This is a genomic window from Marimonas arenosa (assembly GCF_030848945.1).
Taxonomy (GTDB): Bacteria; Pseudomonadota; Alphaproteobacteria; order Rhodobacterales; family Rhodobacteraceae; genus Marimonas; species Marimonas arenosa.
This window is the reverse complement of the sequence record NZ_JANHAX010000001.1, coordinates 1,164,311-1,184,935: the sequence shown is the minus strand read 5'-3', so window position 1 is coordinate 1,184,935 and position 20,625 is coordinate 1,164,311. Positions and strand designations below refer to the sequence as shown.

21 protein-coding genes are annotated in these 20,625 nt (G+C 62.4%); 13 read left to right on the top strand and 8 right to left on the bottom strand.

The genetic code is table 11. From position 1 onward, the window contains the following. Positions 1-334: 334 nt before the first annotated feature. The 4 genes from NO357_RS05715 (at position 335) to NO357_RS05700 (ending at position 5,248) form a co-directional block, all read left to right on the top strand. Positions 335-1,324 carry an MBL fold metallo-hydrolase gene (locus NO357_RS05715; RefSeq protein ID WP_306734644.1) on the top strand — a complete coding sequence of 330 codons (990 nt, stop codon included), beginning with the start codon at positions 335-337 and terminating at the stop codon, positions 1,322-1,324. 196 nt (positions 1,325-1,520) lie between these two features. Continuing rightward, positions 1,521-1,862, top strand: a complete 342-nt coding sequence (locus tag NO357_RS05710) for a hypothetical protein (RefSeq protein ID WP_306734643.1) — start codon at positions 1,521-1,523, stop codon at positions 1,860-1,862. A gap of 788 nt (positions 1,863-2,650) precedes the next feature. Continuing rightward, the gene (locus NO357_RS05705; protein ID WP_306734642.1) at positions 2,651-4,039 is read left to right on the top strand and encodes a cytochrome P450; all 1,389 of its coding nucleotides are present in this window, start codon (positions 2,651-2,653) and stop codon (positions 4,037-4,039) included. A 327-nt stretch (positions 4,040-4,366) separates the two neighbouring features. Then, positions 4,367-5,248, top strand: coding sequence for a substrate-binding domain-containing protein (locus NO357_RS05700; RefSeq protein ID WP_306734641.1), 882 nt, complete (start codon positions 4,367-4,369; stop codon positions 5,246-5,248). A 34-nt stretch (positions 5,249-5,282) separates the two neighbouring features. Here NO357_RS05700 and NO357_RS05695 read toward each other — a convergent pair whose 3' ends face one another. From NO357_RS05695 to NO357_RS05680, 4 genes are all read right to left on the bottom strand, one after another. After that, positions 5,283-6,110 (bottom strand): ABC transporter substrate-binding protein, encoded by an 828-nt coding sequence (locus NO357_RS05695; RefSeq protein WP_306734640.1) that lies wholly within the window; start codon positions 6,108-6,110, stop codon positions 5,283-5,285. Beyond that, positions 6,107-6,913: an energy-coupling factor ABC transporter ATP-binding protein gene (locus NO357_RS05690; RefSeq protein ID WP_306734639.1), complete on the bottom strand. Its 807-nt coding sequence runs from the start codon at positions 6,911-6,913 to the stop codon at positions 6,107-6,109. Before NO357_RS05690 ends, NO357_RS05695 begins: the two co-directional genes overlap by 4 nt. Then, positions 6,906-7,613, bottom strand: coding sequence for an ABC transporter permease (locus NO357_RS05685; RefSeq protein ID WP_306734638.1), 708 nt, complete (start codon positions 7,611-7,613; stop codon positions 6,906-6,908). Before NO357_RS05685 ends, NO357_RS05690 begins: the two co-directional genes overlap by 8 nt. A 166-nt stretch (positions 7,614-7,779) precedes the next feature. Further along, positions 7,780-9,324 (bottom strand): acetolactate synthase large subunit, encoded by a 1,545-nt coding sequence (locus NO357_RS05680; protein ID WP_306734637.1) that lies wholly within the window; start codon positions 9,322-9,324, stop codon positions 7,780-7,782. A gap of 324 nt (positions 9,325-9,648) precedes the next feature. Between NO357_RS05680 and NO357_RS05675 the strand changes: the two genes are divergently transcribed. Both NO357_RS05675 and NO357_RS05670 read left to right on the top strand, forming a co-directional pair. After that, positions 9,649-11,013 carry a glutamine synthetase family protein gene (locus NO357_RS05675; RefSeq protein WP_306734636.1) on the top strand — a complete coding sequence of 455 codons (1,365 nt, stop codon included), beginning with the start codon at positions 9,649-9,651 and terminating at the stop codon, positions 11,011-11,013. Between the two features lie 145 nt (positions 11,014-11,158). Continuing rightward, positions 11,159-12,304 carry an iron-containing alcohol dehydrogenase gene (locus tag NO357_RS05670; protein WP_306734635.1) on the top strand — a complete coding sequence of 382 codons (1,146 nt, stop codon included), beginning with the start codon at positions 11,159-11,161 and terminating at the stop codon, positions 12,302-12,304. A gap of 444 nt (positions 12,305-12,748) precedes the next feature. Here NO357_RS05670 and cysG read toward each other — a convergent pair whose 3' ends face one another. Genes cysG through NO357_RS05650 form a run of 4 tightly spaced genes read right to left on the bottom strand, consistent with a single transcriptional unit; the run spans position 12,749 to position 15,557 of the window. Beyond that, positions 12,749-14,179, bottom strand: coding sequence for a siroheme synthase CysG (gene cysG, locus NO357_RS05665; RefSeq protein WP_306734634.1), 1,431 nt, complete (start codon positions 14,177-14,179; stop codon positions 12,749-12,751). A gap of 52 nt (positions 14,180-14,231) precedes the next feature. Beyond that, the gene (locus NO357_RS05660) at positions 14,232-14,450 is read right to left on the bottom strand and encodes a DUF6967 family protein (RefSeq protein ID WP_306734633.1); all 219 of its coding nucleotides are present in this window, start codon (positions 14,448-14,450) and stop codon (positions 14,232-14,234) included. After that, positions 14,443-14,640 carry a hypothetical protein gene (locus tag NO357_RS05655; RefSeq protein WP_306734632.1) on the bottom strand — a complete coding sequence of 66 codons (198 nt, stop codon included), beginning with the start codon at positions 14,638-14,640 and terminating at the stop codon, positions 14,443-14,445. Before NO357_RS05655 ends, NO357_RS05660 begins: the two co-directional genes overlap by 8 nt. Beyond that, positions 14,640-15,557, bottom strand: coding sequence for a TauD/TfdA family dioxygenase (locus NO357_RS05650; protein ID WP_306734631.1), 918 nt, complete (start codon positions 15,555-15,557; stop codon positions 14,640-14,642). The genes NO357_RS05655 and NO357_RS05650 overlap by 1 nt, the downstream gene beginning before the upstream one ends. 263 nt (positions 15,558-15,820) lie before the next feature. Here NO357_RS05650 and dsrA point away from each other — a divergent pair, with 263 nt between their 5' ends. The 7 genes from dsrA (at position 15,821) to NO357_RS05615 (ending at position 20,623) form a co-directional block, all read left to right on the top strand. Further along, entirely contained in the window at positions 15,821-17,119 is a 1,299-nt protein-coding gene (gene dsrA, locus NO357_RS05645; protein WP_306734630.1) for a dissimilatory-type sulfite reductase subunit alpha, read from the top strand. Positions 17,120-17,192: 73 nt separating this feature from the next. Then, a complete protein-coding gene (gene dsrB, locus NO357_RS05640) occupies positions 17,193-18,272 on the top strand; it encodes a dissimilatory-type sulfite reductase subunit beta (protein WP_306734629.1) in 1,080 nt (359 codons plus the stop codon). A 15-nt stretch (positions 18,273-18,287) separates the two neighbouring features. Then, on the top strand, positions 18,288-18,680 hold the full coding sequence (gene tusD / locus NO357_RS05635; protein WP_306734628.1) for a sulfurtransferase complex subunit TusD: 393 nt from the start codon (positions 18,288-18,290) through the stop codon (positions 18,678-18,680). Between the two features lie 11 nt (positions 18,681-18,691). Then, the gene (tusC, locus tag NO357_RS05630) at positions 18,692-19,099 is read left to right on the top strand and encodes a sulfurtransferase complex subunit TusC (protein ID WP_306734627.1); all 408 of its coding nucleotides are present in this window, start codon (positions 18,692-18,694) and stop codon (positions 19,097-19,099) included. 13 nt (positions 19,100-19,112) lie between these two features. Next, positions 19,113-19,421 (top strand): sulfurtransferase complex subunit TusB, encoded by a 309-nt coding sequence (tusB, locus tag NO357_RS05625; RefSeq protein ID WP_306734626.1) that lies wholly within the window; start codon positions 19,113-19,115, stop codon positions 19,419-19,421. A 45-nt stretch (positions 19,422-19,466) separates the two neighbouring features. Beyond that, the gene (locus NO357_RS05620) at positions 19,467-19,802 is read left to right on the top strand and encodes a TusE/DsrC/DsvC family sulfur relay protein (RefSeq protein ID WP_306734625.1); all 336 of its coding nucleotides are present in this window, start codon (positions 19,467-19,469) and stop codon (positions 19,800-19,802) included. Positions 19,803-19,900: 98 nt separating this feature from the next. Then, the gene (locus NO357_RS05615; protein WP_306734624.1) at positions 19,901-20,623 is read left to right on the top strand and encodes a respiratory nitrate reductase subunit gamma; all 723 of its coding nucleotides are present in this window, start codon (positions 19,901-19,903) and stop codon (positions 20,621-20,623) included. The last annotated feature ends 2 nt before the right edge of the window (positions 20,624-20,625 follow it).

The window sequence follows — 20,625 nt, the reverse complement described above, 5'->3', positions numbered from 1 at the left end:
CCTTCACCTCCCGTCATGGCCTCGTGCCTGGAATAGACCGCACGCAGGCGTTCCAACCGGGAAATCCGACCTCCCGGCCGCATCCCTGGCACGAATGCTGGACGACAATCGCGCCGGGATCAATGCCAGGCTCCGCCATCTGGTCTTATTCCTCGTTGCCTTCCCTGCTAATCTCGACAGAACTTGGCGAATTGGCAGAGCGCGTGATGATGGAAACCGGACGGATTGCTTCGAAGGCGAAGACATATGGCAAAGATACCAATGCCGAGGCGTTTCCGCGCTCACGGTTTTTTCAATTGCCTGGCACGACCTGCCCTCTCAGCTCAGCTTTCTGATGAGCCTTCTTGTTCAACCCCGACTGGTCAATGTCCCCAGCGGCGATCCGGGCCTCTATCTCGACTTCCAGTTCGGGCAACGTGCAATGCTGTTCGACCTCGGCGACTCGGCCCCCCTGTCGCCGCGTGAACTCATCCGAGTTTCCCATGCCTTCATAAGCCACGCGCACATGGACCATATCGCCGGGTTCGAACGTCTCCTCCGGCTGCGCCTGCATAGACCCCGCCCGCTGGTGCTGCTCGGCCCGCCGGGCTTCGTGGACCTGATGCAGAGCCGTCTTGGCGGCTACAGCTGGAACCTGCTCGATCAGACCTCTGTCGATTTCCGCCTGACCGCGCAGGCCTTCGACGGCGCACAGATCGTCGAGGTGGCCGAGTTTGCCGCGCGCGAGCGGTTCACCCGGCGGGACTTGGCCGTGCCCGACCTGCCGCGAGGGGGGGTATGCTCCGAAGCCGAGTTCGAGATCAGTGCTGCAGCGCTCGATCACGGCATCCCGTCGCTCGCCTTCGCATTCCGGCAGCGCCAGCGATTCAACGTCTGGCGCTCGGCGCTCGATACGCTGGGCCTGCCGGTGGGCCCCTGGATCGACGAGGCCAAGCAGGCATTGCGCGACGAATTGCCAGACGACCACATGATCGCCGTGCCTGGAATGGAACCGGTGCCGCTCGGGTTTCTGCGCGCACAGGTATTTGAAACCGGACCCGGCCAGTATTTCGCATATGTGAGCGACGCCGCCGATACGTCGGCAAACCGCGCCCGCATTATCGGCCTCGCCCGGGGTGCCGATCAGCTCTACATCGAGGCACCGTTCCTCCACGCCGACAAGGCGATCGCAGAGGCGACCTGCCACCTCACCGCCCGCGCCGCCGGCGAAATCGCCCGCATCGCCGGTGTCCGGCGCGTCACGCCGTTTCACTATTCGGCACGCTACGGGGACGATGTCGCGGAACTGGCCAAAGAGGTTAACGCGGCTTTCATTGACAACTGATTCATCATCGAGCGGTCCAAACCGAGTAGCCGAACCCAAGCATGTCTCGTCCGAAAAAGCGGCAATCCTGGTTCCGTAACAGAAAAGCCCAAACACATCGCAACTCGTGGAGAATTTATCGCCTTCCGGGTTTAGATTGAAATTCTGCGAAATTAACTTTCGTGTACCGCTGTTCAGGCGCACAAGCGGATATTCGATGCGCTGGCTCGGTATCTTGCCTCAGCTGACAAAGGCGTCACTCGCGGTGGGGCGGCAGCAGAAGGCTAGCCGAACGGCTGCCTTGCGGGACTTAGCGATCACCGAATTAAATCCTCTCCAACTCACGAAGCCAAATGTTCAAGGGATATTCGTGAACGCGTTCCGACCAAGCGACGGCGACGTCAAACGGGGGAATGTTGACTGGCAGTGGCAATCCTTTGACCAGGTCCTTGTGTTCGTTAACGAGCCGCTTTGGCGGCACGGCAACCAGGTCATTCTGACAAGCTTGTCAGAAGCATCCTTCGATGTTCCGGATTGCTCGCTCATCTTCGCTCCTTGATCGCTACGATGAACCAGAAATCCTCCGTTGTTCAAATGCCTAAATCTTCCCAATGGATCCTGACGTCAGACAGTGAAGGTTGCAGAAATTCGTCGCTGTCGGGCGACGTGCCATCGCAATGTCTGCAAGAAGACCAATTCATGTCGCACTTCCGTGCCATTCAGCGACTGAGACAGACGGGAAGACGGCAAATGGCACAAAGCGCGATAATTTGGGTCGTGGGCGCAGCGGTCGGACTCGCTCTGGTGGCTGGTATTTCGTGGTACTGCCGGTTGCACGCGCGGAGCGCGCGTGTGAGGTTCGGACTCCTTCTCCGAGCCACCCTGGTCGCGGTATTCGGCCTCTCGTGGACCTTTTGCTTGCCAGCCATGGCAAGAAGGAGCAACGAAACGCTCATGTGACCCGTTTTTGGAACATGTGTGGTCCGAAATCCTGAAAGCAGCTATCCAGCTCAGAGCTTCCCGACTGAAACCATCGGATGAGGGCTTCGAGCCCTATGCCGACGCCAGAGCGGTCATGTCGGACCTTTAAGACGGATTCGAACCGATCTCCACAGGGATTGCTTTGCTGCCTTTTTGTAGATCAGCGTGCAAGATTTGCCCCTGCTTTGTGATAATCGGCGTCCAACAGCGACTGTCCCCTGTCGGAGACCGGCTCTCATCGGTCTGACACTCCCAGCACCGGTTCGAATTCGTCTGACACCACCTTTCCGAATTCCCGGTTCGGCCCTTATACTAGAAAATGAAAGTACGACTCGGTCGAAACGAGACGAAAAGAAATGAAATGAAATGAAATTGAGTCGGAAACGTGATAGGCAGCCCGACGCCAGGCCTCGCAGGTTCCCTCCCCGGCCGAGCGACGGTCTTCCCCTGCTCGGCAGCTTGCCCGCGTTCGCAGGGGATCAACTAGGGTATCCGATCGCAGCCACCCGGAAATACGGCGATATCGTCGATATGAACCTTGCTGGTTGGCGCACATGGCTGGTCAGCGACATGGATGCCCTGGAACAAATTCTGGTTCGTGATCACAACAAGTTCATCAAGCCGCCTTTGATCTGGCGTCAGATCACGGCGGTGTTCGGCAAGGGACTTCTCTCAAGTGATGGAAACCTCTGGCAGCATCAGCGCCGCCTCGCTGCACCGCATTTCACGCCCCGCCGTGTGCAGGACTACGATGCGCTGATCGTGTCGCTCGCGCGGAAGGCGGTTGATCGCTGGCAGGACGATACCACCTTCGACATCCATCCCCATATGATGAACCTGATGCTCCGTATCGTCACGCGCACCATGTTCGACGCCGACGCAGAATCCGAGGTCGAGATCATGGAGCGCGCGCTCAACCTGCTTCTGGAGGAAATGGCGCATCGTTTCCGGCGTCCGTTGCTGATACCGGACTGGGTGCCGTTGCCTTCGAACCGGCGCTACCTCAAGGCGATCGGCGAAATCGACGGGGTGGTGGACCGTCTCATCCAGGAGCGTCGAAAAGATGGCACCGAGGGACGAACGGATTACCTGTCTGCCCTGATGGTCGCCAAGGATGAAGACGGTCAGCCATTGTCAGACAAGCAGATACGCGACGAAGCGGTCACCGTTCTTCTTGCGGGGCACGAGACCACCGCGCTTACCATGACATGGGCGTTTTACCTGCTCGCGCGGCATCCGGAGATTCAGGCCAAGGTTATCGACGAAATTGCCGCAGAACTCGGCGACCGGGACGCCAGCAACGCCGACATGCCAAAGTTGCAGCTCACGCAGGCCGTCATACTGGAATCGCAGCGGCTATATCCGGCCGGCTGGATGTTCGGACGTGAGGCGACGGAAGATTGTGAGATCAAGGGCTACTTCTGCCCCAAGGGAACCCAGATCCTGATCGCTCCATGGGTGCTTCACCGCGATCCCCGGCACTACGAGAATCCGGAGGCGTTCCGTCCGGAGCGTTGGCTCGACGGTCTCGCGCAGCGGCTCCCGCGCTACGCCTTTCTTCCCTTCGGGGGCGGGCCGCGGATCTGCATCGGCAACAGTCTCGCGATGCTCGAGACGACGCTTTCCCTGGCGACCATCCTGCAGAGCGGGTCGCTCGAATGGCGCGGAGAACGCCCAGTAGAGCCTTATCCATCCGCGACGCTTATTCCGCAGGGCGGCGTCCACGTCGCGTTCAAGCGGGGTCGTGTCAGGTGAACAGCTGTACCGTTCTTCCAGATAGCCCACAGGTTCTGTCGCTGCAAAACCGGCCCACTTCGGCCTGTCGTGAAATACATGCCGGTCGCAGGCTTTGATTTACACAACCCAACCTAGGGTATTTCGATCTGTGTTAATATCTAATTGAAACAGTGGAATAAATAGCCACAAGGTCAGACAACTTGCGGCTGACGCGCTGGGGCCAAGGGACGGGATCATCGACGTCGAAACCAACGACCAGGCAGCGGAGGGCACTGTGCAATGCTCTCTTGCCCTGGTCGCGCGCATTGCCGATCATGTCTCGCGAAACTGAGAAAGGAATTGCCAGTGCATCGCGACGAGGACGCCGGACAACCGCTTTTCCTCACAACCCGCGAGGTGGCCGAGATGCTTCGGATCAAGGAGCGTAAGGTCTATGACCTCGTGGCGGCGGGCGAGATTCCGTTTCGGCGCATGACGGGCAAGCTTTTGTTTCCACGGGCGGATATTCTGGCCTGGATCGGTGAAGCCCCTGCCGCGCCGACGGCAGAGCGACCTGCGGTCCTTACCGGCTCTCACGATCCGCTGCTCGACTGGGCGGTGCGTGAGTCCGGCGCGGGGCTGGCCACGTTGTGGAACGGCAGCCTCGATGGATTGGAGCGGTTTGCCGCCGCAGAGGCGGCGCTGGCAGGGCTGCACGTGCCGGAAGAGGATAGCTGGAACATCGCCACGGTCGCGGCCCGCGGGCTGCGCGACTGCGTGCTGATCGGCTGGGCCAAGCGGACACGCGGCCTCCTCGTGTCGGCGCAGGAGCGGGACCGGATCGGTGCAATCCAGGATCTGAAAGGCAAGCGCGTCGCCCTGCGTCAGCCCGGGGCCGGGGCCGCAGTGCTGTTCGATCAGCTGTTGCGTCAGGCAGACCTCAAGCGCGACCATATCCATGCCGTCGACAGCATTGCCCGGACGGAAACCGATGCCGCGGCTGCAATCGCTGCGGGCGAGGCTGACGCGGCGCTAGGGCTTGAAGCGATGGCGCGTCAGTTCCACCTCGGGTTCTTGCCTCTGTTGGAGGAGCGTTTTGACCTTTTGATCGACAGGCGGGCCTATTTCACCGAAGCGGTACAAAAGCTTATGGGTTTTTCAAGGAGTGAGGCCCTGCACGCCAAGGCCGAATTGTTGGGCGGGTATAACCTGGCCTGTCTCGGGCGGGTTCAGTGGCTGTCGCCCTGACGGCGGGAGGTCCCCGCCGTCAGATCGCGCCCAGTCAATTGCTTGCGTTCGGGAAAAATAGCTGTTGCCCGTCAACTCTGTAGGAGGCAATGGCTGCCTGGCCGTCCTGTGAGATCACCCAGTCGACGAATTGCTGGCCCAGATCGGCCTTCACGTTGGGGTGCTTCTCGGGATTCACCAGGATGATGCCATACTGGTTGAAGAGCCGCGGGTCTCCTTCCACGACGATTTTGAAATTGCCTTTGTTGGCGAAACTGATCCAGGTGGCACGGTCGCTCATTGTATAGGCGCCCATGCCCACGGCGGCATTCAGCGTCGCCCCCATGCCAGAGCCGGTTTCTCGATACCACCCACCCGAGGCGGCAGCGGGCTCGACGTCTGTCTGTGCCCAAAGCCTTAGCTCGGCCTTGTTGGTGCCGCTGTCGTCCCCGCGCGAGGCGAAAGGTGCCTGCGCTTCGGCGATCCTGGTCAGGGCCGCGGTCACGTCAGTGATCCCGGCCACGCCAGCCGGGTCACTTTCCGGCGCGACGATGACAAAGTCGTTGTACATCACGTCGAAGCGCGCGACCCCGTCGCCGGCGGCCACGAATTTCTCTTCCGACGGTTTGGCATGGACGAACAGCACGTCTCCGTCGCCATTCGAGGCGTTCTTGATTGCCTGTCCGGTGCCGACGGCGACAACGCGCACCTCGATGCCGGATTTTTCGGTAAACATTGGCAGTATATGGTCGAAAAGGCCGGAATTCTGCGTCGAGGTCGTGGACTGGACGATGATGAACCTGTCCTCGGCCGATGCAGGAGTGGCCAGTCCGAGGCCCATGAACATTGCGGTCGTAAGACCGATAAAGCTACGTCTGATCATGATCGATCTCCCAGTCGTTGTGATCTGTTCCAGGGGTCGGATTCGAAAAAGAGCCGACCTTCGGTCCACGCCTTGGCGGGGCCGGATTTCGGATTGTCGAGCACGGTTGCTGCGGGACCGGTTTCCACCACCCGTCCGCCATGCAGAAAGATCAGATCGTCTCCCAGCCGCCGGGCCTGACCGAGATCATGTGTGACCAGCACGATGGTCACGCCGTTCGCGTGGGCCTGGGCTATCAACTCTTCCACAGCATGGATCGAGGCCGGGTCCAGGCTGGCCGTTGGTTCGTCGAGAAACAGGATCTCGGGCCCGCAGGCCAGCGCACGCGCGATCGCCAACCGTTGCTGTTCGCCACCCGAAAGCACCCGTGCCGGTCGGTAAGCCAAGGCGGTCAGGCGTGCCTGATGCATCGCTATCTCAATGCGCCGTTTCCGCTCGCGCCCCCGGATACCGCGTGCGGACAGAGCAAAGCTCAGGTTCGCGAGAACCGAGCGCCGCAACAATACAGGCCGTTGAAACACCATCGCCTGGGCATACCGGCCCGCGCGGTCGAGCGGGCGGCCTTGCCAAAGAACCTGGCCAGCGCTGGGGCGGATCAGACCGTGCAACAGGCGCAGAAGCAGGCTCTTGCCGGCGCCGTTCGCCCCCATGATTACGGTGCGGCGGCCCGTGCGGATATCGACATCGACCGTGTCGATCAATCTTTGGCCGCCTGCTTCGAATCCGAGGCTGCGGGTTTGCAGCAGCGGTGTCGGGACCCGGGCAGCGTCGGTGCTGGTCGTGTTTGTCTGTGCCTCAAACATAAGCCGCCCGTTGTGCCGTGCCACGGACAGCCATCACCGCGGCGTTGATAATAAGTGAGAGGATGAGCAGCACCACGCCAAGCGCCAGTGCCAGCTGGAGATTGCCCTTCGAGGTTTCGAGAGCGATTGTCGTCGTCATCACCCGGGTGACATGGTTGATGTTGCCGCCGACGATCATCACCGCGCCGACCTCGGCGACGGCGCGGCCGAAACCGGCCAGGGCCACCGTCAGCAGGCTGAAACGCGCATCTCGCAACAGGGCGCTGATGCGCCCCAGCGGCCCGACGCCGAGCGAGGCGAATTGCTCTGCGTATTCGCGATTGAGGTCCTCGACGACCTGGCGCGTCAGCGCGGCGGCGATCGGCGTGACGAGAATGGTCTGGGCAATGATCATTGCCGTCGGCGTATAAAGCAGAGCCAGCGCCCCGAACGGGCCTGAGGCCGAAAGCATCAGGTAGACCGTGAGCCCCACAACCACCGGCGGTAGCCCCATCATCGCGTTGAGGAGCACGGTGAGAACGATCCGGCCGGGAAAGCGGAAAGCCCCGACTGCCGCGCCCAACGGCAAGCCGATCAGGCAGGAGATCGCGACCGCGCTGAGCGTGACTTTGAGCGACAGGCCGACGATCTCGACCAGATCGGGATCGAGCGCCAGGATGAGGCCGAACGCCTCCGCAAGGATGGAGCCGAAACTGTCCATGCTGTGTAATTTTTCCCTTCTTTGGAAATTAATGCACAATAAAACATAATAATCTACATCCAAAAAAACTTTCTGGGCCCTTGGCGTCAAGGGCCTCGGTCAGGTGGTTTGGAAAGAATTGGCACAGAATCTGCTTGAGCCGACAGCCGGGCCGGGGACAGGCCGGCTACATGATCGCTTCAATCAGATGCGGGCCGGGGGCGGCAAGGGCGGCGAGAATGGCGGTATGCAGCGCTTCAGCGGTTTCGGCCCGCTCGCCGGGGACGCCGAAGCCGCGGGCCAGGTCGGTCCAATCGATCGGCGGGTTGTCGAGGCTCATCAGGGGGTCGGAGTTTTCATCCGGTGTGCCCGCGCCGATCTTGGACATCTCGTTCGTCAGGATCCGGTAGCGCCGGTTAGACAGCACGATCACAGTCACATTCATACCAGCGCGGGCCATGGTCCAAAGCGCCTGCAACGTATAACTGGCCGAGCCGTCGCCGACGATGGCGAAAACCGGTCGGTCGGGACAGGCAGCGGCGCAGCCGAGCGCCAAGGGCAGCGAATAGCCGATTGAGCCGCCGCGGTTGTTGATCCAGTCATGTGCCGGGGCCGCGGCGCAGGCCGGCTGCAGCGCGGCGCCGTTGGTGACGGATTCGTCGGCGACGATGGCGCCTTCGGGCAAGGCGTTGGCAACTGCCGCCCCCAGAGCCTCGGGAGTGATGGTGCCTTCGGGGAGCGCCGGCAGTTCAGGAGCCTCCAGCGGCCCCAGAGAGACGCCGAGCCGGTCCGCCAGCGCTTCGAGCGCGGCCTCGACCGCGCCTTGCGGTGGGCAGAGTGTGACCCTCCGGCAGTCGGTTGGCAGCAGCTCGCTTGGCCGTTCGGGATAGGCGAAGAAGGCGACCGGCGCGCGGGCGCCGGCCAGCACGGCGGTGCTGGTGTCTTTCAGAGCGTCCAAAGCCATGTCGATCTGGAAAGGGATGCGCGGCAGAAGCGGCAACCCGCCACCGCGTGACAGGCGGGCAGTGGCGGCCTCGCCCATCAACCGGGCCCCCGTGGCCGTGGCGATGGCGAAGACCAGTTCCTGCATTCGTCGGGTGATATGAGGCGATCCCAGGATGAGCAGGGCGCCGGGGGCCTTGAGCGCTTCGGCCGCGGCGTCGATGGCGACGGGGTCAGGCGCAGCGGGCTGCGGCGGTTCGACTGGCGGCAGGTTGCCCGGCACCGCGTCGGCCCAGGCCACGTCATTCGGCACGATCAGCGTGCCCACGCCTTTTTCGCCCGACTGGATCTCGCTCAGCATGCTGCGGGTGGCCTGCGCGATTTCACCTGTCATCCGCAGCGTCGCGACCGCTTTCGACACCGGTCGGGCCAGTCCTTCGATATCCGCCGTCAACGGCGCGTCATGGGCGATATGGGCCTGGGCATGCTCGCCCACGATGTTGAGGACCGGCGTCGCCGCCTTGCGGGCATTGTGCAGGTTGGCCAGGCCGTTGGCGAGCCCGGGGCCGAGATGCAGCAACGTGGCCGCTGGACGACCGGTCATGCGGGCGTAGCCATCCGCCGCGCCGGTCGCCACGCCTTCGAACAGGCACAGGTGGTTGGCAATCCCCGCGTCGCGAGTCAGAGCCGCCACCAGATGCATTTCGGTCGTGCCGGGGTTGGAAAAGCAGGTGTCGATCCCGTTGTCGATCAGAACGCGCGTCAGCGCGTCGGCGCCGTTGAATGCCATGGCCGGACTTTCGCCTCTCCTGTTCCTGTCCCGTCCAGCGTGGCGGAAGAGCCGATAAGACGCAACCGTGCGCCGGACAAAGCGACGTAAGGTCTGAAGCAAGCAGAACCGGAATACCTGTCAGGCCCCGATCGTTCCGGACATCGTAGAAGCATTTGCTCAACAGATCATGAGACCGGAGAACGCCGCCGTTGGGAGCACCCCGTGTCCGGGTCGATACCCTCTGGCCTTTACGGGTCGGGGCGGACAAGATGCGCCTGTTCCCGGGCCGACTGGGCCCGTGCAGGACACCAAGAACGACGCAAGGACAAAAGGGGGCCGCCCATGCCCGGTACCATGACATTTGACGATCTGAAAGCGGCGGTAGCCGAGGGCCGGATCGACACGGTGCTGACCTGCATCGTCGACATGCAGGGCCGGTTAATGGGCAAGCGCTTCGTGGCGCAGCATTTCGTCGACAGCGCCTGGGAAGAAACCCATTGCTGCAACTACCTTCTGGCCACCGATCTGGAGATGGCCACGCCTGACGGCTATGCCGCGACCAGCTGGCAGGCCGGTTACGGCGATTATGTCATGAAGCCCGACCTTTCGACCATCCGACCGATGCCTTGGCTCGACGGCACTGCGATGGTGCTGTGCGATGTGCTCGATCACCATAACCACGCCGATGTGCCGCATTCCCCCCGTGCCGTGCTGAAAAAACAGGTGGCACGCGCCCAGGCGATGGGGTTTGCGCCGATGATGGCGACCGAGCTGGAATTCTTTCTGTTCGAGGGCAGCTACGAGCAGAACCACAAGGCCGGATACCGGAACCTGACGCCGGTGAGTTGTTATAACGAGGACTACAACATACTCCAGACGACCAAGGAAGAAGCAGTGATGCGGCCGCTGCGCAACCATCTCTGGGCTGCGGGAGTTCCGGTCGAGAACTCCAAGGGCGAGGCAGAGGTCGGGCAGGAGGAGTTGAACATCCGCTACGGGCCGGCGCTGGATTGTGCCGATTTCCACACCATTGCCAAGCACGCGACCAAAGAGATCGCCTGGGCCAATGGTGTCTCGGCCAGCTTCCTGCCGAAGTGGCATCGCGACAAGGTTGGTTCGGCGAGCCACATCCACCAGTCGCTGTGGCGGGACGGCGCCAACGCATTCCACGATCCCGCGGGTGAATGGGGCATGTCGTCGGTAATGCGAAGCTATCTCGCCGGCCTGTTGAAATACGCCCCGGATGTCACCGTTTTCCTGGCGCCCTTCGTCAACTCCTACAAGCGCTTCGCCAAGGGCACCTTCGCGCCGACCAAAACGGGCTGGTCGGTTGACAACCGCACCGCCGGCTTCCGGCTCTGCGGCGCGGAGACCAGGGCGGTGCGGGTCGAGTGCCGGATCGGCGGGTCGGACCTGAACCCCTATCTGGCGCTGGCGACGCAACTGGCCGCTGGGCTGGCAGGGATCGAGCAAGGGCTGACGCTGCAGCCGCCCACGAAGGGCGACGTTTATGAAGCGGAAAGCGTGGCGGACATCCCGGCCTCGCTGCGCGAGGCGGTGGGGACTCTGACCGGCTCGGGAATGTTGCGCGCCGCTTTGGGGGATGACGTGGTCGCCCACTACGCGCGCTGCGCCACCTGGGAACTGGAGGAATTCGACCGTGCAGTCACCGACTGGGAAATTGCCCGTGGCTTCGAGCGGGTGTGAGCGATGGCAGGCTGCACGCCGGATCGGGCAGGGCGCGGGCGCTTTTTCGGAGAACCATGCGGCGAGTGTGACCGGGGTTGATTGAAAACACCTTAACGGCACGTCCCGACGGGCCGGCACCCCGGGAGACAGAGAGGAACACGCGATGACATTGACGGCGAACTGGTCCTATCCGACGGCGATTCGGTTCGGGGCAGGGCGGATCAAGGAACTCGGCGAGGCCTGCGCGGCGCTGGGCACGGTGCGGCCGCTGCTGGTGACAGACCGCGGTTTGGCGGGGCTGCCGATCACCGGTCAGGCGCTGGGCCTGATGGAAGCCGCGGCATTGGGCTGTGGCCTCTTTGCCGAGGTTGATCCCAATCCCGACGAGGCGAATCTCGAAGCTGGCATAATGGCTTACCGGCAGGGCGGCCACGACGGGGTGATTGCCTTCGGCGGTGGCTCGGCGCTCGATCTCGGCAAGCTGGTGGCCTTCATGGCCGGACAGACCCGCCCGGTCTGGGAGTACGAGGACATCGGCGACTGGTGGATGCGCGCCGATGCGGGCGCGATCGCGCCGATCATCGCGGTGCCGACCACGGCCGGGACGGGTTCGGAAGTGGGCCGCGCCGGGGTGCTGACCAATTCCGTCAGTCGTGAGAAGAAGATCATCTTTCATCCCAAGATGTTGCCGGGTGTGGTGCTCGCCGATCCCGAGCTCACACTGGGCCTGCCGAAGACGATGACCGCCGGCACCGGCATGGATGCGTTCGCGCATTGTCTCGAAGCCTATTGCAGCCCGCATTTCCATCCCATGTCGCAAGGCATCGCGCTCGAGGGGATGCGGCTGGTTAAGACGTATCTGCCGAGGGCATACGCGGACGGCCATGACATCGAGGCCCGGGCCAACATGCTGGCAGCGGCGGCGATGGGCGCGGTGGCCTTCCAGAAAGGGCTGGGAGCGATCCATGCCATCTCGCACCCCATAGGGGCGGTGCACGGCACCCATCACGGCACCACCAACGCGGTGGTGATGGCCGAGGTGCTGAAATTCAACCGGCCAGCGATCGAAAACCGGATCGGCAAGCTGGCAAATTATCTCGGCATTCCGGGCGGTTTCGACGGTTTTCTCACCTTCGTGCAGGAGATGAACACCGCGCTGGAGATCCCGGCCACTCTCACCGCTCTGGGAGTGACCGATCCCGATCTCGACGCGCTGACCGCCGCGGCGCTGGCCGATCCCAGCGTCGGCGGCAACCCGGTGGCGATGACGGCAGAGAACACCCGCGCCCTGATCGCGGCCTGTTTATGACCGGTGAACCCGGCGTCCCGCGGCCTTAACGCGGCGCGACCGGCGGAAACCGGCCGTCTGGCAGTTTGGCTGGCAGGCAGGCTGGCACCCCGTCTGGCGCACGGTGGCGCAAGGATCGGGTCAGGGTCGGGTTAACGCGGCGCGCGGTGCCCTTGGGTCAACCGGCCCCGAGAGCCAGCATATCTCGCGCAGCGACGAAGCCCGGTTCCGGCACGTCCGACGGCGAGCCGGGAGAGGGGAAATAGAATACGCGGGCCGGGACAGAGCCGCGCGCCGGGGATCTGACCGGCGCGGTCTCTTTCTTGGCAACAATACTCTGGCATGGCGGCGCCGCCTGGATGCGGATCCCGCGTATGGTGCACGCGGCACGCCCCGCGGCCGAGCGCAGCGAGGCCCTCTGGCGACGGCGGAGCCGGCGCAATCCCTCGGATCAGGGTGATCCGGTCAGAGATCGAGCGCCCGGGCCGGGGCAAGGCTCATCGCGTGGACCTCGTCGTCGCGGCCCCAGTTGAGCTTGTCGCGCAGGGTGACGACCGAGCCGACGATGATCATCGCCGGGCCTTTCAGCCGGGCGGCGTCGACCTTGTCGTCGATGTCCGAGAGCGTGCCGGTCACCACTGTCTGGTCGGGACGGGTGCCATTCTCGATTACCGCCACCGGTGTCGACATATCGACGCCGCGATCCTCGAAGCCTTCGACCAGCGCGTCGAGCGAGCTCAGCCCCATGTAGACTGCCACGGTCTGGCCGGGGCGCACCAGCACGTTCCAGTCGAGCCCGAGCACGCCACCACGGCCATGCGCCGTGACCATGACGCAAGCCTGGGCGTGGTCGCGATGCGTCAGCGGGATGCCGGCATAGGCGCCGCAGCCGGCCGCGGCGGTGATGCCGGGCACCACCTGGAAACCGATGCCGGCCTCGGCCAGCGCTTCGATCTCTTCGCCGCCGCGACCGAAGATGAAGGGATCGCCGCCCTTGAGGCGGAGGACGCGGTTGCCCTCCTTGGCGAGTTTCACCATCAGCGCCGAGATGTCTTCCTGAAGCATGGTGTGGTTCGAGGGTGCCTTGCCGACATAGATGCGCTCGGCATCGCGGCGGACCAGGCTGAGGATCTCGTCGCCGATCAGCCGGTCGTAGAGCACCACGTCGGCGCGCTGCATCAACCGGAGCGCGCGGAAGGTCAGCAGATCGGGATCACCCGGTCCGGCGCCGACCAGATAAACCTCGCCCATCGGCTTGGCCTGTCCTGCCTGGGCGAGATCGGACTCGATCTGCTTGCGGGCGCGATTCTCGTCCCCGGCGATGAAGAAATCGCCCGCCGGGCCGTCGATCATGCGTTCCCAGAAATGCCGGCGTTCGCGGCCGTCCTTGATCACTGCGGCGATCCGGTCGCGGAAACTGCCGGTGAACTCGGCCAGCCGTCCGAAGAGCGGCGGTACGTTGGCTTCGATCCGGGCGCGCAGGGTGCGGCCGACAACGGGCGAGGCACCCCCCGTCGAGATCGCGATCAGAACCGGCGAGCGGTCGACGATCGACGGCGTGATGAAGTCGCAGAGCTCGGGCCGGTCGGCGATGTTGGCCAGGCAGCCTTCCTCGCGCGTCCACTGATAGAGCCGGTCGTCGCGATCGTCGTCTTCGGACGCGCCCCAGACCACCAGCGCGCCTGAAATGTCGTCGCGGGTGGGCAGGCGGGCATGGTGGGTGACGTTGGGATGGTCGAGCAGCAGTTCGACCTCCTGACCCGGCGCCGGATCGAACACCTCGACATGGGCACCTGCCGACAGCGCGCGCTCGACCCGGCGCGCGGCCACGGTTTCGCCGCCGTCGACCACGACCTTCTTGCCGCGGATGCCGAGGAAGATGGGAAGATTGTCCATGATGGTTCTGCTTTCGGGTTCTTGAGACGGGTGGCCGGGGCAGGACCCCTGATCAGGCGTCGGCGCCCGAGCCGGCGCATTCGATCAGTGCGGCCGCAAGGTTGCGGGCGCTGTCGGCGTCAAGATCGACCTGAGTGATGCGCTTGCCCTCGCGCAGGATCAGACGGGTCATCTTCATGCCGCTTGCGAAGGTCACCTCGCGCACCTGCGCCTTGCGTGTGTAGGGCAGCTCGAACGACGCGATGTCGCGGAAGGTTTCGCCGTCATTCATAGTCCAGCCCCCGAGTGAAAGCCGATTCAAGTGCCCATTCCCACTTGCGCGGCGTGTCGCGGTAGTCGGGCTTGAGGTCGAACTCCATGAACATCTCGCCCGAGGCACCGAGGTGTTGAACGAGCTTTTCGAGCTCGGCAAAGCTGGTGACATCGGGGTGGCCGATGATGAGGTCGCTGAGTTTGGCCATCAGGTGTCTCCTATGCGGTTGTGGAAGCGGACCCGGAAAATGACGCGGGTATGGTCGGCGTCGGATCCGTTTTCGAAAGCCGTGCGGTTGTGCAGTACATTGTTATTAAGCACGCCCTGTCCCGGTTCAAGTCGGACGCGCACCATGAGCGGGTCGCCCGCGGGCAGGTATTCGCGCAGCCAGGCCTCGGCCTCGCGGGTGGCCGGGTCGTCGCGCCATTCGATCGAGCGGGTTCGGGCGGTATAGCGCATCTGCATCCGGCCGGTGGCGGCATCGGGATAGAAGACCGGACCAACCGAGACCGGGCGGACCGAGCCGTCTTCTTCGACATTTTCCGGAATGGTCATCGCCTGTGGGTGCATCAGCGCATTGAGATACGCCGGATGGTCGTCGCGCAGGCGGATATAGAGGATTTCCGGATCCAGGATATCGTTGGTGCCGCCCGCAGCCGCCTGTTGGAAGCAATGCAGCACGAAGGCGGAAATCAGGTTGTCGGGCGCATTATAGTAGCCATCGGTGTGCCAGTTCATGCCCTTGGTCGAGTAGGGGATGTAGCCGCGTTGGCTGGGCGCATTCGAGACCCGCAGCGCGACGATGCCCTCCTCGCCCCCCGAGCGGTGCGCCTCGGCGATGCGCAGACCGAAAGCGTCGGCGAAGCTGCGCAGTTGGCGGCGGATGGTGGAATCATCTTGCGCCGGGGGGCTGGAATAGAGCGCGAAATTGCTCTCGCGGCAGCGCCGGACGATCTCGTCGCGCTCAGATTCGGAGGGATTTGACAGGTCAGACAGGGCCACTGGGGCCAGATTTAGGCATTTTTCCGCCCTGCTCAATTTTGTCGCACGCCAGTCCGCATAGCCGGCGTCGCTGTCGAGGTCGGTCCAGTCAAATTTCTGATTTTCTTCATGTTTCTGTAACATAGCGGCGACCTTTTTCGTGCATCCCACATGTATTTTAACTTTCAGATACTGCGACAAAGTAGTATAAAGCGTATCTGAGAGTGCCTTTTGTTTTTTACATTCGTTTATCGTAATGTATAGATGGAAAGAGCACATGCCATGCCGGCACGGGTCTGGGACGTTTCCCTTAGGCGGATATCCTTAACTGGATGTCCACCTTTATCAGGAAAATCCCGAAGCCGAACCCTGTCGGTTCAAACCGCAGCTAGATCTGGGAGGATGTTGTGAAAGACGGCGACGCGACAAAAACTGTAGACGGCAAGGATGTTCATCCGACGCCCCATCTGGACCAACTGGAAGACGGCCCCTGGCCGAGCTTCGTGACCGGTCTGAAGCGCCTGCGTGACGAAGGCACCGACAGCAACCGGCGGATCATGAATGACCTGCTGGGCCAGCTGAACCACTCCTACGAGAAACGCCTCGGTTTCTGGAAGGGCGGCACCGTGTCGGTCTTCGGCTACGGCGGCGGCATCATTCCGCGCTTCTCGGAAGTAGCAAGCCAGTTCCCGGAATCGAAAGAATTCCACACCCTGCGGGTGATGCCACCGGCAGGCTATCACTATGACACCGAGATCCTGCGCAAGTTCTGCGACATCTGGGAAGAGCATGGCTCGGGCCTGATCGCGTTCCACGGCCAGTCGGGCGACATCATGTTCCAGGGTACCGACACCGAAGGCACGCAGAAAGCCTTTGACGCGTTGAACGAGATCGGTTTCGACCTCGGCGGCGCCGGCCCGGCCCTGCGGACCGCGATGTCCTGCGTCGGCCACGCCCGCTGCGAGCAGTCCTGCTATGACGAGGTGCGTGCGCACCGCACCATCATCAACAGCCTGCTGGACGAGATGCATCGTCCGTCGCTGCCCTACAAGTTCAAGTTCAAGTTCTCGGGCTGTGCCAACGACTGTGTGAACGCGATCCACCGGGCCGACTTCGCCGTGATCGGCACGTGGCGCGACGAGATCAAGATCAACCAGGACGAAGTCAAGAAGCACATCGACAAGGTCGGCCGTAAATACATGATCGACACGGTCGTGAACATGTGCCCGACCCGCGCGATCTCGCTCAATGACGACGACACCCTGGAAATCGACAACCCCAGCTGCGTGCGCTGCATGCACTGCATCAACGTCATGACCAAGGCGCTGAGCCCGGGTGATGACCGCGGTATCTCGATCATGATCGGCGGTAAGCGCTCGCTCAAGATCGGCGACCTGATGGGCATCATGGTGGTGCCGTTCATGAAGCTGGAAACCGACGAAGACTTTGAAAAGCTTGAAGAATTCGCGGAAAACGTGGTGGAGTTCTTCGCCGACAACGCGCTGGAACACGAGCGTGTGGGTGAAACCATCGACCGGATCGGTCTGCCGGCCTTCCTCGAAGCGCTTGAGATCGAACCCGATCCCAACATGGTCAACCACCCGCGGACCTCGTGCTATGTCCGGACCGACGACTTCGACGACGAAGCCGATAAGTGGTTCGAGCGCAAGGCGCGCGACGCCGGTCTTCAGATCAGCGCCGAGTAATCGGCGCGCCACATTCCAGGACTTTAATTGCTCCTGCCGCTGAGCAAATCGGCGGCAGGCATGGAGGAGAGACATGACAGAAGCAGCCACACCGCGCATGCCGGACGAAGTCGGGGTCCCCGATCCGTTCCCCTACATGCACCCGATCATGAAGAAGAACTACGGCAACTGGGACTGGCACGACCGTCCGCGCCCCGGTGTTCTTCACCACGTCGCCAAGTCGGGCGACGAAATCTGGACCGTCCGCGCTGGCACCCAGCGCCAGATGGACGTGTTCACCATCCGCAAGCTCTGCGACATCGGCGACGAGTATGCCGACGGCCACATCCGCTTCACCACCCGCTCGAACATTGAGTATATGGTGGACGATGAAGCGAAAGTGGCGCCGCTGATCGAAAAACTGCAGGCCGAAGGCTTTCCCGTGGGCGGTACCGGCGCGTCGGTTTCGATGGTCAGCCACACCCAGGGTTGGCTGCACTGCGACATCCCCGGCACCGACGCCTCGGGCGTGGTCAAGGGCCTGATGGATCTGCTGCATGACGAGTTCGTGCAGGAGAAGATGCCGAACCGCGTGCGCATCACCACGTCGTGCTGCCAGATCAACTGCGGCGGCCAGGGCGACATCGCGGTCAACGTGCAGTACACCAAGCCGCCGAAGATCAACCACGATCTGGTCGCCAACGTCTGTGAGCGCCCCGCCGTTGTGGCCCGCTGCCCGGTGGCGGCGATCCGGCCGGCGATGGTGAACGGCAAGCCGTCGCTCGAAGTGGACGAGAAGAAGTGTGTCTGCTGCGGTGCCTGCTATCCGCCGTGCCCGCCGATGCAGATCAACGGTGACGACTCGACCAAGATCGCGATCTGGGTGGGTGGCAAGCACTCGAATGCCCGCTCGAAGCCGACGTTCCACAAGCTGGCGGTCGCCAACCTCCCGAACAACGCGCCACACTGGCCGGAAGTGAAGGACGTGGTGGGCAAGATCATCAATGCCTACAAGAAGGACGCCAAGCATTGGGAGCGCATGGGTGAGTGGATCGAGCGGATCGGCTGGAACCGGTTCTTCGACATGACCGGCCTGGCGTTCACCAAGCACCACCTCGACACCTGGACAGGTGCGCGCAAGACGATGAACATGTCGGCGCATATCCACTTCTAAGTCGCGGAGATCAAAGTGAAATTTGGAGTATTGATCAGCGAAGGGCCGTATACGCATGAAGCGGCGGACACGGCCTATAACTTCGTCAAATCCGCGATTGCCAAGGGGCATGAAGTGCCGCGCGTGTTCTTTTACCACGACGGCGTGAATGTCTCGACCCGGCTGAGTGTTCCGCCGCAGGACGAGCGCAATATCCAGAAACAGTGGACGGCGCTTGCAGCGGAACACGGGGTCGACCTTGTCGTGTGCATCGCCGCGGCCCAGCGCCGCGGCATCCTCGACGAGAACGAGGCCAGCCGCCAGGGCAAGGACGCCAACAACATCGCCGAAGGGTTCCGGATTTCCGGCCTTGGGCAACTCATCGAAATGGGGATCCAGACCGACCGTCTGGTGACCTTCGGGGACTAAGGGGGAAGATCATGTCTGATACGAAGAAATTCCTCTACGTGAACCGCAGGGCGCCGTACGGGACGATTTACGCGCTGGAAAGCCTGGAAGTTGTGCTGATCGGTGCGGCGTTCGAACAGGACGTTTCGCTGGCCTTCCTCGATGACGGCGTTTTCCAGCTGACCAAGGGTCAGAAAACCGACGGGCTGGGCGTGAAAAACTTCTCGCCGACCTTCCGGGCGCTGGGCGACTATGACGTCACCAAGCTCTATGTCGAGAAGGAGAGCCTGGAAGAGCGTGGCCTGTCCGAGGCCGATCTCCAGGAGATCATGTACGAAGACGAAGACGATGACTGGGAAGAGAAGCCCTCGATCCGTATCGTTTCACGTGCCGAGATGGTCGATATCATGTCCGATCAGGACGTGGTTCTGAGCTTCTGAAGGGGGATTGAGAATGGCAACGCTACACACAGTCAACAAATCGCCCTTCATGACGCAGACTCTTCTGAGCTGCATCAACCATGCGAAAGACGGCGATGCGATCCTGATGATCGAGGATGGCGTCTATGGCGGTATGGCGGGCACGGGCCTGTCGGACGCCGTTGCGGCGAAAGCCGCTTCGCTTAATATCTGCGTGCTGACCGAGGATCTGGAGGCGCGCGGCCTTGACGCAGGACGCCTTGTGGAAGGCGTCAGCGCAGTAGGGTATGATGGCTTTGTCGATCTGGTCGCCGAAACCGACCGGACGCAAGCCTGGCTTTGAGGAAATAGCCCATTGACGGGCAACTTATGTGAGGAGAACTAAACAATGGCATCGTATGACGTGAACGGCACCGCCGTTGAGCATGACGAAGAAGGCTACATCACCAACCTTTCCGACTGGTCCAAAGATCTGGCTCAGGTGATCGCCGACGCCGAGAATATCCAGATGACCGACGAGCACTGGGCCGTCGTGAACTTCCTGCGGGAATACTATGACGAGTACCAGATTGCCCCGGCCGTGCGCGTGCTGATCAAAGCGATCAAGAAATCGATGGGTCCGGACGTGGGCAACAACAAGTACATGTACGAGTTGTTCCCCTATGGCCCGGCCAAACAAGCCTGTAAGATCGCCGGTCTGCCCAAGCCGACGGGCTGCGTCTAATCCGGACGCCCGATCTGTTCCGGCCGGGATGATCCCCGGCCGGACGGGAAAAAGATTTAAAACCAGAAGCTTACGCGAAAGCCACGGGAGGAGTCCGCGTGATCTCTGCGCTATACGCTATTCTATTCTGGGTCGCGACCGTTCTGCTGGTCGTAGGCCTGGCTATGAAAATCCGCAAATACGCCCGCACGCCGGCGCCGCTGAAGATTCCGACGACCCCGGCGCCGACGACGCGCACGGGCGTGGTGCTGCGGATGTTCCGCGAAGTGATATTTTTCGAAAGCCTGTTCAAGTCGAACAAGTGGATCTGGTTGTTCGGCTGGGCCTTCCACATGGGCATGTGGCTGGTTCTGATCCGGCACATCCGCTATTTCCAGTGGGACGTGTCGTGGTGGGTGAGCCTGGCGCAGCCGTTCGGCACCTATGCAAGCTTTGCCATGCTTTTCGGCCTGCTGGGCCTGTGGGCGCGGCGTTTTCTGGTCGAACGCATCCGCTACATCTCGAACCCCAGCGATCACCTGATGCTGGCGCTGCTGGTGCTGATCGTCGGATCGGGCATGATGATGCGGTTCGTGGTCCACACCGACATCATCCAGGTCAAGGCGTTCATGCTGGGACTGATGCGACTCAGGATCGAGACCCTGCCGACCGACCCGATCCTGCTGGTGCATCTCGGCGCGGTGGCGGCGCTGATGATCATCTTCCCGATTTCCAAACTGCTGCATGCGCCGGGCGTGTTCTTCAGCCCGTCCCGCAACCAGGTGGATAACCCGCGCGAAGTGCGCCACATCGCCCCCTGGGCGAAGAAACTGGAGAGCTGAGC